Raw genomic sequence first — 13,345 nt, 5'->3', positions numbered from 1 at the left:
AGAGGGCCTATATTTCCGCCTCCATTCCACCGACAAAGCGCCGGTTTACAGGATGCAACGGCGGGTTAATTGCTGCCGAACATATCCTTAATCCAGCCCGCTACGCCATCGCTCTTCTCCTGCTTCGGCGGTTGCTGCTGCTGATTTTGCTGCTGCGGCTGCTGCCCGGACTGATTGAACGGGTTATTCGCCTGCTGCTGCTCAAGCTGCTGCTGTTGGATCTGTTCGCCCTGGCGGCACAGCGCGTCCGGCGTGGTCGTCCATACCGGCAGCGAGCGCATGCCGCCGCTGCAGACAAAGTTACCGCTGCCATCGACGCCCATATCCACCACGTCTTCAGGCGGAGTCAGCACCAGCGGCGTCGGCGTCTGGTTAGCCAGGTAGCGCTGATAAATTGACATCGCGCCGCTGGCGCCGTACAGCTTGGTCGGCTGGTTATTATCGCGACCCACCCAGGTAATGGTCACCTGACCGCCGTCAATACCGGCAAACCAGGTATCAACGTTGTTGTTGGTGGTCCCGGTTTTACCCGCCAGATGCAGGCCCGGATACTTCGCGCCCAGTTGGCGACCGGTACCGCGCTGCACCACCTGCTGCATGGTCCATAGCGTCATATACGCCGCCTGCGCCGGCACCGCGCGTTCCGCCTGCGGATAGCTCTGATAGAGCACGGTACCATCTTCAGCGATAACGGAACGCAGCGCGGACAGCGGTGCGCGGTTACCCCCGCTGGCAATGGTCTGGAACGCCTGCGCCACTTCAATCGGCGTCAGGTTCAGCGCCCCCAGCAGCATAGACGGCACGGCGTTCAGCTGATTCTTCGGCGCGCCCAGCTTAGTCCAGGTATCGACCACCGCCGGCAGACCCAGCGCCATCCCAAGGTTCACCGTCGGCACGTTCATTGAACGCGTCAGCGCGTCAACCAGCATCACTTTACCGCTATCGCTGTAGCGACGATCGTCGTTCTGCGGCGACCACGTCTGGCCGTTAGACAGGCGAATCGAGATAGGCGCATCGGCAATCCAGGTATTGAGACGATATTGGTTCGGCTGGCTTAGCGCGGTCAGATAGGTCGCCGGTTTTGCCAGTGAACCAATTGAACGGCGCGCCTGCATCGCGCGGTTATAGCCGGCAAACTGCGGCTCCGCGCCGCCGACCATCGCCCGCACCTCGCCGGTGAAGCGGTCGACCACCACCATCGCGGTTTCCAGATCCGGCAGCTTACGCTGTTTCTTCAGCGCCGGAATACCTTCCGTCGCCGCTTTTTCCGCCGCGTCCTGCGCGACCGAGTCGAAGGTGGTAAAGATCTTCACGCCGGAGAGATCTTTCACTTTGTCGCCCAGCTTCGCCTGCAGCTCCTGGCGTACCATCTGCATAAACGCCGGCTGCGGAGAGATCACCCCGCCGCGCGGCTGTACGCCCAGCGGACGCGCACTCAGCATGTCATACAGTTCCTGATCGATAACCTGCTGCTGCTGCAGCAGACGCAGCACGAGGTTGCGTCGCTCCAGCGCCAGCTTCGGGTTACGCCACGGGTTGTAGACCGACGCGCCTTTTACCATCCCCACCAGCAGCGCCTGCTGATCGAGGCTCAGCTCTTCCACCGGACGACCAAAGTAATAGAGGCTCGCCAGCGGGAAGCCGCGGATCTCGTTATCGCCACTCTGACCGAGGTACACCTCGTTCATATACAGCTCAAGGATACGATCCTTGCTGTAGCGGGCATCGACGATCAGCGCCATATAGGCTTCATTAATCTTGCGCCAGTACGAACGTTCGCTGGAGAGGAACAGGTTCTTCACCAGCTGCTGGGTCAGCGTACTCGCCCCCTGCACCGTACGCCCGGCGGTCAGGTTCGCCAGCACCGCACGGCCAATCGAGTAGAGGCTGATGCCGTCGTGTTCGTAGAAATGACGATCTTCCGTCGCCAGCAGGGTATCGACCAGCAGATCCGGGAAGCCGTTGCGCTTAACAAACAGACGCTGTTCGCCGTTGGCCGATTGCAGCATAGTGATCAGGCGCGGATCGAGACGGAAGAAACCGAACTGGCGGTTGTTATCCATATTCTCGATAGTGTCCAGACGATCGCCATTAAAGGTCAGACGCGCGCGCACCTGCCCTTCTTTACTGTCCGGGAAATCGAACGGACGGCGGATCATCTCGATACTGTTGGCCTGTACCGTGTATTCGCCCGGGCGCGTCATCGCGCTCACCTGGCGATACTGCGTGGCGTTGAGCAGGCGCACCATTTCGTTTTTGCTGATCTGCATATCCGGCTCAAGGTTGACCATCCGGCCATAAACCGCCGCGGGCAGATCCCAGACTTTACCGTCGATGCGGCTGCGGATTTTCTGATCGAGGTAGACGCCATAGGCGGCAATCAACACCGCGCAGACGACCCCAATCTTAATCAGCAGCCATAGCCAGGCGCGTTTACGACGAGGGGGTTTACCGCCTTTGCCTTTTCCTTTCCGCGGCATCGGTTTTTCATCCTCATAGTCATCATCATCGTAATCGTCGTCGTAGTCCTCTTCCCGGACCCGACGGCGAGTTACCTTTTGTTTTGCCGGGCGCGAGGGTCTCCCCTTACGTCCGATCGGCTCGCGGTCATCTCCCGCCATGCTTTTTCTCCGCAACTTACAGGCGTAAAGGCCTGATTCTCAATGTTTCCCCGAATGGGGGAAAGAAGAAATCTCTCAAATTGACGCCCGAATATTTTGGCCTTCAGGCGACCATTTATGTACTGCGCGACGCGTTATCATGTCGCTCGTATGATTTTCACTTTAAAAATTCACCATACAAATCATCTTGTTACACGTTTCATCATCAGAATAGTTCGGGACACGGAACGAATTGTCCAGGCGATACAGGATAGCACTAAACCGCGACATTCTTAACCAGCATTTTACATCCTCATCGAATAACGAAAGGGAAATTATTATGTTTTTTAACAACATAAAAATGTGCGCCCGTATCGATCCGCAGGCCGCCCAAAGAAACCGGAACGGCGCCGGCGGGAAAGAATATTTCCGCCGTAAAAGAAAAATCATGCAGGTGAAAGAAAAAGAAATTTAAAAGACGACAATGATAAAAAAGCGAGCCGCTTAACATTGATAATTTGGCAGATTTTCTGATGACTGCGGACAAATATTTGTTAAACTGTCAGCCAATTAATTTTTCCGATTAATATATTATGCGCAACTTTATTCTATTCCCGCTTATGGCGGTCGCCCTGCTCTCAGGCTGTCAGCAAAATCGTTCGACAACCCTCAGTCCTGCCGTGAGCGGCCAGGCCCAGCTTGAGCAGCTTGCCTCCGTCGCCGCCGGGGCGCGCTATCTGAAGAATAAATGCAACCGCAGCGATCTGCCCGCCGATGAAGCGATTAATCGTGCGGCAATAAACGTGGGTAAAAAACGCGGATGGGCAAATATTGACTATAATCTGCTAAGCCAGCGCAGCGCGCAGCTATATCAACAGCTCCAGCAGGACAGTACCCCGGAAGCCACAAAATGCAGCCAGTTTAATCGCCAGCTGGCGCCATTTATTGATAGCCTGCGCGGCAATAAATAGCGCTTATTTTTATTCCGCTCGCACTATTTTATTCAGCCTGCGGACTCTCCTCAACCGCCCCGCCCGGCCAGTCATCCAGCGCCGCGAGGGTAAATGTTTTACCGTTGAAGCTAAATACGGTGAGATCCTGCTGAATCTGCTCAATAACCAGGTTCGGCAGCGGCGAGTCGCCCTCCTTCCAGGACTGTCCGTTTAATACAATGCTGCGTTTCTCCGCCAGCGAGGCGTAGACGTGCGCGCTATAGCGCAGAGGCGGCAGAGTATCTTCATCGATCGCTATTTCTGGTTCAGCCTTCATTTCTGGCTCGGCTTTAACCGCCGTCACGGCAGTTTTGACCGCCGGTTGATTCAGCGGCACTAACGCCGCATGCGCTACTGGCTGGCTCATCGGCTGCGGCTCGGGCTTATTCCGCCACTGCTCGCCGCCGAACCAGCCGAGCGCAATCAGCAGCGCGGCGTACAGCGGTACGGTCACATAGGGGATCTGCACCATTTTTCCAACTACCGTCGGGGGCGCGGACTGCGGGTACGGCTCTTGCTGACGAACAAGCACGGGCTTCTCCTTAATCAAGACACGCCATCCCGGCCCGTGGTTATGACGCCGCGGGCCGGGAGGTTCAGGTCTTACTTGCTGCTGACCGGCAGCCCGGCGCCCTGGGCATCGCCCTGCGGCATTTCCAGCACCGCCACCGACCATGCCGGCAGCGTGACCGTGCCATCAGCGGCAATCTGCACGCCGTTTGCCAGCGAATTTTCACCCGCCGCCTGCTGGATCGCGCTTAGCTGCAGCGTTTCACCGGCAAACTCATTTAGCGTACGGCTTTCCGGCGCGGCGTTAATCGCCACCACCAGGCCGTCAAGACGGCTATCCAGGCTGGCGCCCGCTTTCACTCCGTCATCCACGGTCATAACCAGCAGACCGGCCTGCTGGTCTGAACCGGTATTACGGAAATCAACGCGCTTCATCACCGCGCTGCCGTCGCCTAAGGTGAACAGCGGGGAGGATTTACGCAGCTCGGTCAGCTCCTGGTAGAACGCGGTCATCTGCTTCAGCTCCGCTTCGCCCGGAGTGGCAACCATCTCTTTGACGCGAGTAATCACGTCATAGTTGCTGCCGTCATCGCTGATGCGCGGCATCCCAACGTTGTAGTTGTTATCCTGCAGGGAATAATCCACGCGGTTGAACCAGTCGCCGGAGTCGTAGGAGTCGCGGGTAAAGGATTTCGAGCGCAGCAGTTCAGAACCCTGCTGGTCGAAAGCGATCCCCTGCCCGAGCATCACCGTCGCCAGCGAAACGGCCTGCATGCGAACGCGGGTCGCCAGGTCGGCTTCCTGGGACGCTTTATAGCTGATCATGTCCCACAGCGTCTGGTTGTCGTGCTTCGAAACATAGTTGACGACCTCCGTCGGGTCTGCGGCATAGCCGCCAGGCGCGCCGTTATAGTCAATTTCGCTGCCTTTCTTCACCGCGCCGTCTTTGTCGATCATCACAAAGTCAGCGAGGTTACCGGCCATGCCCAGACGGGTCAGATCGGCCAGATGACGCACCTGGTCATCGCTCAGGCTGGCGAGTTCGTTTGGCAACACGCCCGCGCCGCTGCCGACGCCCTGGTTCTGACGCAGAGCATCGCCGGAATCGAACGGGCCGCCGCCGCGCACGGAGTTGCGCAGGCGATCGGAGAACGTGCCGATGCCGGTACCTTTCAGGTTGATCTGCGAGGCGATTTCAAAACGGTCGCTCTGGTTAGAGTCCCAGCCTTCGCCGAAGAAGTAGATATCCGGGTTCAGGGCCTTAATGCGCTCCCACGCCGACAGAATTTGCGCTTTCGGGTGATAGCCCATCAGATCGAAGCGGAAGCCATCGATTTTATAGTCCGTGGTCCACACCGCCAGCGAGTCGGCGATCAGCTTGGCGAACATCCGATGCTCCGGCGCAGAGTCGGAACAGCAGGTGGCGGATTCAACGCTGCCGGTAATTTCATTCAGACGCTGATAGTACCATGGTACTATCTTATCCAGCACCGACGTGCGGTCGGTCGGGCCCGCGGCGTTGGTGTGGTTGTATACCACGTCCATAATGACGTTCATCCCCAGATCCTGCTTGATCGCCTGAATCATGGTGCGGAACTCTTTGATGCGCGTCGTGCCTTCCGGATCGGTCGCGTAGGAGCCTTCCGGAACCGTGTAGTGGAACGGATCGTAGCCCCAGTTGTAGGAGTCGGTCTGCGCCACCAGCGTATTCAGCGCCTGCACCTGCGGATTATCCTGGCTATCGCTCTGCTTAAGCTGATTCAGCACCTCTTCCACGGCGGAGCCGCTGTCGCAGTATCCGGCGAACTCGCTGCTTTTCACCGCGCTGTTCACTTCGCACAGGCGGCTGAACGGCTGCTGAATATCGGCGACTTTGTCGCTGAACTCGTTCACCGTCGCCAGATCGAAGACCGGCAGCAGTTCAACGTGCGTGACGCCTGAAGCGGAGAGCCTCTTCAGATGCTGCACCATATTGCTGTCGCCGGCGGTCAACGCAAGATATTTACCGCGCAGTTCGGCAGGAACGGTCTGGTCCCAGGCGGAGAGATCGCGAATATGCGATTCATGAATCGTCATCTTCGCTAAATCCGCTTTTGTCTTCTGGGCATGCGGCATCGTCAGGCTATCCCAGCCGTCAGGCTTCAGGGCGCTGTCGTTGAGATCGACCACCTGGCTGTACTCCGAGTTGGTCGACAGGCTATGCGCATACGGGTCGGTGACTTCGTACTGTTCAACCTTGCGCGACTGCGGGTGATAAACCGTCATCGCATAGCGGTAGAACGCGCCTTTCAGATCGCTACCGCCCTGCCACGACCATGCGCCGGAAGCGCTGTCGCGGGTCATCGGATGGCTGCCAATCACTTTTTTGTCCGCGCTGTAGACCACCACATCCACCTGCTGAGCGGTCGGCGCCCAGACGCGGAAGGTGACGCCGCCGTCGGCCAGCTGCGCGCCGTAGCTCAGGGCTTCCGCCGCTTCGGCATAGGTATCATCCAGCACGCCCGCCGTCTGTACCTGGGTGGCGGAAATCAGGATCCCGTCCTCTGCGGCGGCAATGGCGACCGTTTCTCCCTGCAGCAGCTCGTCAACGTTGGCGTTGTCCGGCAGCTTAAAGGCCGCATAGCTGGAAAGGTGCGGGAAGCGCATGCTGACCTGCTGGCTGACGGTAGTCGGCGTCAGTTTCAGATAGCGGTCGGTAAATTTGCCTTCGCCGTCGGCCGCCACTTTACTGCTGTGGCTGTAGTAGAGGCGCACGAGGGGCTTATCCTGCCCCCCCGGCCACAGCAGCGTATTTTTATCGACCCAGTGGGCTTCGGCCAGCGCGACGCCAAAAGCGGCGCGGAAGGCGTCGGCGCGGGAGTCATAGACCGCGCTGTTGCCGGCGATCACCGATACCGTACGATCGGTAAAGTCGCCAAACGACACCCGCAGGTCGCTATCGATCAGCTTATCGGTGCCGTCGCGAACGATAACGTTAATACAGCCGCTCTCTTTGTTGAGCGGGATCACCCAGTACGGGCCATATTTATCGCTGCCGCTCGGCGTGGTGCTGACGTCATTCCAGTCCGCTACCGGCGCGCTCAGCGCGTCGCAGGTTTCGTTGTTCCATAAGTAGAGGTTTTTACTGCTGTAGTCCGCAGCGCTACTGCTGGTGATGCCGGCGATATCCACCAGGTGAATGACCGCCTGCTTTTCTGTCGCCGTGGCCGCTTCGCCGGGTACGGCAACGTCAGGTAAACGTACAACCACATCCTGATTACCAGGAGTGTCGGGATTTCCAGAGGAAGAAGAAGAGGATCCGTTATCGCAGCCGCTAAGTAAAACCAGCGATCCCAGAACCAGGGCATTACGGGTATATCTGAGCATTCGATAGTCCCTATACATGCTGATTAAATTATATGAAGTGTTATATACGCGAAACTATTCCTGGCGCACTTAAGCACCATAAAAAAATAACGAGCATATCTTTAAAGCGCCGATAATTAGATATTCTTGCTCTCTCCGGTTCAATCATCCATTCGCTCATTACGTGGGGGCGTAGGCGGCCGGAGGAGAAAAAATAAAAAGGGAATGACGACCGCAATAGCCAAACTCTTTATGATTCGCAGCGACCTACGCAGATTCCCGCAATAAGCACGCTCACAATAAAAAAAGCCCCACCAATATCGGTAGGGCGGTACCTTTTGCTGAGGGAAATAGAATGAGCAAAGGAATAAAAATGCATAATTCCGTGATGAGATTAACAATATCAAATAAAAAAATAATTAATTACGCGCCTCATATTGTGACATCCATCATATTATTTTTTATCTGCCAGCAGCTCGCCCAATTAACCTGGAAAATAATTCTCCCGGTAAACTTTACGGATAACGCATTGAGCCCTGCCGATATGACGGCGCCCGCAACCCCCTCCCCGGAAACGGCGCTGCCGCGCTTTACGCTGTTTGGCCTTGCGGAGAAAACCTCCGCCTCCGCGCACGGCGGCAACCTCGACCAGGCGCCCGTATCGGCGCTCAAACTGCGCGTTACCGGCCTGCTCGCCAGCACCGATCCCTCTCGCGCCATTGCCATCATGATGAAAGGGAATCAACAGGTTAGCCTCGGGATTGGCGATAGCACGCCGGGCGGAGAGGCGAAAATCGTCGCTATTTTCCCCGACCGCCTGATTGTTAATTACCGCGGCAGAAATGAGGCTATCCCGCTGTTTAACGACCCGCCTGCCGCCGGCAAAAATAGCGCCGCGCCGCCAGCCCGCCAATTGGCGCAGGAGCTCCGCGCGCAGCCGCAAAATATTCTTCATTACCTCAATATTTCGCCGGTCATGGTTAACGACAAGCTCAGCGGATATCGTCTGAATTCGGGCAAAGACCCGGCGCTATTTCGCCAGGCGGGTCTCAAGGAAAACGATCTGGCGATAGCCCTGAACGGCCTGGATCTTCGCGATAAAGAACAGTCCCGCCAGGCATTAGCCCAGCTACCGGAATTAACTGAAATAACTCTTACCGTTGAACGCGACGGCCAGAAACAAGATATTTATCTAGCCCTGAGGGATGAATAATTGATCATCGCCAACGTCATTCGCCCATTTTCCCTGATGCTGCTGGTATTCGCCGCGCTGTTATTCAAACCGGCCGCGGCGGAAGAGTTTTCCGCCAGCTTTAAGGGCACCGATATTCAGGAATTTATCAATACGGTGAGTAAAAACCTGAATAAAACGGTCATTATCGATCCCAGCGTACGCGGCACCATTACCGTGCGCAGCTACGATATGCTCAACGAAGAGCAATATTATCAATTCTTCCTCAGCGTCCTCGATGTCTATGGCTTCGCGGTGATTAATATGAATAACGGCGTCCTGAAAGTCGTGCGTTCGAAGGATGCGAAAACCGCCGCGGTACCGGTGGCGAGCGATGCCGCGCCGGGCATTGGCGATGAGGTCGTCACCCGCGTCGTGCCCCTGACCAACGTCGCGGCCCGCGATCTGGCGCCGCTGCTGCGCCAGCTTAACGATAACGCCGGCGCGGGCAGCGTGGTGCACTATGAACCCTCCAACGTCCTGCTGATGACCGGCCGCGCGGCGGTCATCAAGCGCCTGCTAACCATCGTCGAACGCGTCGATAACGCCGGAGACCGCAGCGTGGTGACCGTTCCCCTCGCCTGGGCCTCCGCCGCCGATGTGGTCAAGCTGGTGACCGAACTCAACAAAGACACCAGCAAATCGGCGCTGCCCGGCTCAATGGTCGCCAACGTGGTGGCCGATGAACGCACCAACGCGGTGCTGGTCAGCGGCGAGCCGAACTCCCGCCAGCGGATCATCGCGATGATTAAGCAGCTCGACCGCCAGCAGGCGACCCAGGGCAATACCAAAGTGATCTACCTGAAATACGCCAAAGCCTCCGACCTGGTGGAAGTGCTGACCGGCATCAGCAGCACGATGCAGAGCGAAAAGCAGGCCGCGAAGCCGGTGGCGGCGCTGGATAAAAATATCATTATCAAAGCGCACGGTCAGACCAACGCCCTGATTGTCACCGCCGCCCCGGACGTAATGAACGATCTGGAGCGGGTGATCGCCCAGCTGGATATCCGCCGCCCGCAGGTGCTGGTCGAAGCGATTATCGCCGAAGTGCAGGACGCTGACGGTCTGAACCTCGGCATCCAGTGGGCCAATAAAAATGCCGGGATGACCCAGTTCACCAACAGCGGTCTGCCGATATCCACGGCCATCGCCGGGGCCAACCAGTACAACAAAGACGGCACCGTCAGCAGCTCGCTGGCGAGCGCCTTAAGCTCCTTCAACGGCATTGCCGCCGGCTTCTACCAGGGCAACTGGGCGATGCTGTTAACCGCCCTTTCCAGCAGCACCAAGAACGATATTCTCGCGACGCCGAGTATCGTCACCCTCGACAACATGGAAGCCACCTTTAACGTCGGCCAGGAGGTCCCGGTGCTGACCGGCTCGCAAACCACCTCCGGCGATAACATCTTCAATACCGTCGAGCGCAAAACCGTCGGCATCAAGCTAAAAGTGAAGCCGCAGATCAACGAAGGCGATTCGGTTCTGCTGGAGATCGAACAGGAGGTCTCCAGCGTGGCGGACGCCGCCTCCAGCACCAGCTCGGATCTCGGCGCGACCTTCAATACCCGTACGGTCAATAACGCCGTGCTGGTCGGCAGCGGCGAAACGGTGGTCGTCGGCGGACTGCTGGATAAAAGCGTCTCCGACACCGCCGACAAAGTCCCTCTGCTCGGCGATATCCCGGTGATTGGCGCGCTGTTCCGCTCCACCAGCAAAAAGGTCTCCAAGCGCAACCTGATGCTGTTTATCCGCCCGACGGTGATCCGCGACCGCGACGAGTACCGTCAGGCTTCATCCGGGCAGTACACCGCGTTTAACGACGCCCAGAGCAAACAGCGCGGCAAAGAGAACAACGACGCGATGCTGAGTAACGATCTGCTGGAGATCTACCCGCGCCAGGATACCGCCGCGTTCCGCCAGGTCAGCGCCGCCATCGACGCCTTCAATCTGGGAGGCAATCTATGACCCCCGCCGCTGAACGACGCCCGCTGCTCCCCTTCGGCTACGCCCGCGCGCACAACGTGATGCTCCTGAGCAACGGCGAAAGCTGCGAGGTTTTCTGCCTCGCCGCCACCGCGCCGCAGGCGCTGCTGGAAGCCCGCAGGGTGGCCGGGATGCCGTTCAGCCTCGAGCGACTGGAAGCGGAGGCGTTCGAAAAGCTGCTGGTGCTGAGCTATCAGCGCGACTCCGCCGAGGCCCGGCGCATGATGGCGGATATCGGCAACGAGCTGGATCTGTACACCCTTGCCGAAGAGCTGCCGGACACCGACGACCTGCTGGATAGCGAAGACGACGCGCCGATTATCCGCCTGATTAACGCCATGCTCACCGAGGCTATCAAAGAGAAAGCGTCGGATATTCATATCGAAACCTATGAACGCCACCTGCAAATTCGCTTTCGCGTCGACGGCGTACTGCGCGAAATTCTGCGCCCCCAGCGCCGCCTCGCTGCGCTGCTGATCTCGCGCATTAAGGTGATGGCGAGCCTTGATATCACCGAAAAGCGCATTCCTCAGGACGGTCGCATGGCGCTGCGCATTGGCGGACGCGCCGTCGACGTGCGCGTCTCCACCCTGCCGTCGAGCTACGGCGAACGCGTTGTGCTGCGTCTGCTCGATAAAAACAGCGTCAATCTCGACCTGCTGACCCTCGGCATGTCGCCCGCGCTGCTTCAGCAGGTGGATGGACTGATCGCCCGCCCGCACGGCATCGTGCTGGTGACCGGGCCGACCGGTTCGGGAAAAAGCACCACCCTCTACGCCGCGCTGAGCCGCCTCGATGCCCGCGAGCGCAACATCATGACCATTGAAGATCCTATCGAATATGAGCTGGAGGGCATCGGTCAGACCCAGGTTAACGCGAAAGTCGATATGACCTTTGCCCGCGGGCTGCGCGCCATTTTGCGCCAGGACCCTGACGTGGTGCTGGTGGGCGAAATTCGCGACGGCGAAACGGCGCAGATCGCCGTTCAGGCTTCGCTAACCGGTCATCTGGTGCTCTCAACGCTGCACACCAACAGCGCGCTGGGCGCCATCTCGCGCCTGCAGGATATGGGCGTGGAGCCTTTTCTGCTCTCCACCTCGCTGCTGGCGGTGATGTCGCAGCGGCTGGTGCGCCGGCTCTGCCCGCACTGTCGCCAGCAGGAACCGGCGAATGCCGACACCGCCCGCCAGATGGAGATCGCTCCCGGCACGGCGCTCTGGCAGCCCCGGGGCTGCGCCGAGTGCGGCTTTACCGGCTATCGCGGACGTACCGGCATTCACGAACTGCTGCTGGTGGACGATCGCGTGCGTATGGCAATCCACCGCGGCGAAAACGAGGTGACGCTGATCCAGCAGCTGGGGGCGGACTATATCACCCTGCGCCACGCCGGACGGGACAAGGCGCTGGCGGGGATCACCAGCTGGCAAGAGGTGCTGCGGGTTAGCGAACAGCAGATCGCGGAGGCCTCCTGACATGGCGCTTTTTCGCTATCAGGCTGTTGATGAAAACGGTAAAACCCGGCGCGGCGTCCAGCAGGCGGACTCCGCCCGCCACGCTCGCCAGCTGCTGAGGGAAAAGGGCTGGCTGGCGCTGGACATCGCCCCGGCAGCCGGCAGCGGCGGGCAACTGCGCTTTATTCGCCGCACCAACGCCCGCGATCTCGCCCTCGTTACCCGCCAGTTGGCGACGCTGGTCGCCGCCGCCATCCCGCTGGAAAAAGCGCTCGACGCGGTGGCCCAGCAGTGTGAAAAAAACCAGCTGAAAACCCTGATTGCCGGCGTGCGCGGCAAAGTGCTGGAAGGCCATTCGCTGGCGGAAGCGATGCGCGGCTACCCGGGCTGCTTCGACGCGCTCTACTGCGCGATGGTCGCCGCCGGAGAAGCCTCCGGCCACCTCGACGGCGTGCTGAACCGGCTGGCGGACTATACCGAACAGCGCCAGCAGCTGCGCGCCCGGCTGCTGCAGGCGATGATTTACCCCATCGTGCTGACCCTGGTGGCGGTCAGCGTGATCGTCATTCTGCTATCGACGGTGGTGCCGAAGGTTGTCGAGCAGTTTATCCACCTTAAGCAGGCGCTGCCGTTTTCCACCCGCCTGCTGATGGCGATGAGCGATGTGCTGCGCGCCGCCGGTCCGTGGCTGCTGCTGGCCGCCATGCTCGTCGCTCTGCTGCTGCGCTACCTGCTGCGGCAGCCGGCAAAGCGGCTGGCCTGGCACAGGCTGCTGCTGCGCCTGCCGCTGATTGGCCGGGTCGCGCGCAGCGTTAACAGCGCCCGCTACGCCCGCACCCTGAGCATTCTCAACGCCAGCGCCGTTCCGCTGCTGCTGGCGATGCGCATCAGCGCGGAAGTATTAAGCAACGCCTGGGCGAAGCGCCAGCTGGAAGCCGCCAGCGACGCGGTTCGCGAAGGCGTCAGCCTGCATCGCGCGCTCGAAATGACCAAGCTGTTCCCGCCGATGATGCGCTACATGGTCGCCAGCGGCGAACAGAGCGGCGAGCTCAACGGCATGCTGGAGCGCGCGGCGGATAACCAGGACCGGGATTTGAGCGCGCAAATTCAGCTGGCCCTCAGCCTGTTTGAACCTTTGCTAATAGTGGCGATGGCCGGCATGGTGCTGTTTATCGTCCTCGCCATCCTGCAACCGATACTGCAGCTCAATACCCTGATGAGTATGTAATTGTT

General features: G+C 59.0%; 9 protein-coding genes. 6 read left to right on the top strand and 3 right to left on the bottom strand.

Annotation, left to right across the window (positions count from 1 at the left end):
* Positions 1 to 65: 65 nt before the first annotated feature.
* Positions 66 to 2,621 carry a bifunctional glycosyl transferase/transpeptidase gene (gene mrcB, locus ABLV30_RS02990; protein WP_025107374.1) on the bottom strand — a complete coding sequence of 852 codons (2,556 nt, stop codon included), beginning with the start codon at positions 2,619 to 2,621 and terminating at the stop codon, positions 66 to 68.
* 319 nt (positions 2,622 to 2,940) lie between these two features.
* On the opposite strand from mrcB, the gene ABLV30_RS02985 reads away from it, so the two are divergent.
* Positions 2,941 to 3,075 carry a hypothetical protein gene (locus ABLV30_RS02985; RefSeq protein WP_254903915.1) on the top strand — a complete coding sequence of 45 codons (135 nt, stop codon included), beginning with the start codon at positions 2,941 to 2,943 and terminating at the stop codon, positions 3,073 to 3,075.
* A gap of 118 nt (positions 3,076 to 3,193) precedes the next feature.
* Positions 3,194 to 3,571: a type II secretion system pilot lipoprotein GspS gene (gene pulS, locus ABLV30_RS02980; RefSeq protein WP_219677607.1), complete on the top strand. Its 378-nt coding sequence runs from the start codon at positions 3,194 to 3,196 to the stop codon at positions 3,569 to 3,571.
* A 28-nt stretch (positions 3,572 to 3,599) separates the two neighbouring features.
* Here pulS and gspB read toward each other — a convergent pair whose 3' ends face one another.
* Both gspB and pulA read right to left on the bottom strand, forming a co-directional pair.
* Positions 3,600 to 4,124, bottom strand: a complete 525-nt coding sequence (gspB, locus tag ABLV30_RS02975) for a type II secretion system assembly factor GspB (RefSeq protein ID WP_116280289.1) — start codon at positions 4,122 to 4,124, stop codon at positions 3,600 to 3,602.
* A gap of 71 nt (positions 4,125 to 4,195) precedes the next feature.
* Positions 4,196 to 7,468: a pullulanase-type alpha-1,6-glucosidase gene (gene pulA / locus ABLV30_RS02970; RefSeq protein ID WP_348865519.1), complete on the bottom strand. Its 3,273-nt coding sequence runs from the start codon at positions 7,466 to 7,468 to the stop codon at positions 4,196 to 4,198.
* 352 nt (positions 7,469 to 7,820) lie between these two features.
* Here pulA and gspC point away from each other — a divergent pair, with 352 nt between their 5' ends.
* From gspC to gspF, 4 genes are read left to right on the top strand one after another with little or no spacing between them, the layout of a single operon-like run.
* Complete coding sequence (gspC, locus tag ABLV30_RS02965) at positions 7,821 to 8,660, top strand: type II secretion system protein GspC (protein ID WP_143440002.1); 840 nt, start codon at positions 7,821 to 7,823, stop codon at positions 8,658 to 8,660.
* A gap of 36 nt (positions 8,661 to 8,696) precedes the next feature.
* Complete coding sequence (gene pulD, locus ABLV30_RS02960) at positions 8,697 to 10,643, top strand: GspD family T2SS secretin variant PulD (protein ID WP_029946937.1); 1,947 nt, start codon at positions 8,697 to 8,699, stop codon at positions 10,641 to 10,643.
* The gene (gene gspE / locus ABLV30_RS02955) at positions 10,640 to 12,133 is read left to right on the top strand and encodes a type II secretion system ATPase GspE (protein ID WP_064405733.1); all 1,494 of its coding nucleotides are present in this window, start codon (positions 10,640 to 10,642) and stop codon (positions 12,131 to 12,133) included. The genes pulD and gspE overlap by 4 nt, the downstream gene beginning before the upstream one ends.
* 1 nt (position 12,134) lies before the next feature.
* Positions 12,135 to 13,340, top strand: a complete 1,206-nt coding sequence (gene gspF / locus ABLV30_RS02950) for a type II secretion system inner membrane protein GspF (RefSeq protein ID WP_064405735.1) — start codon at positions 12,135 to 12,137, stop codon at positions 13,338 to 13,340.
* Positions 13,341 to 13,345: the final 5 nt, after the last annotated feature.

Source organism: Klebsiella sp. CN_Kp113 (genome assembly GCF_040064585.1).
In the GTDB taxonomy this organism is placed as follows: domain Bacteria; phylum Pseudomonadota; class Gammaproteobacteria; order Enterobacterales; family Enterobacteriaceae; genus Klebsiella; species Klebsiella michiganensis.
This window is presented reverse-complemented; position numbering and strand designations above follow the sequence as displayed.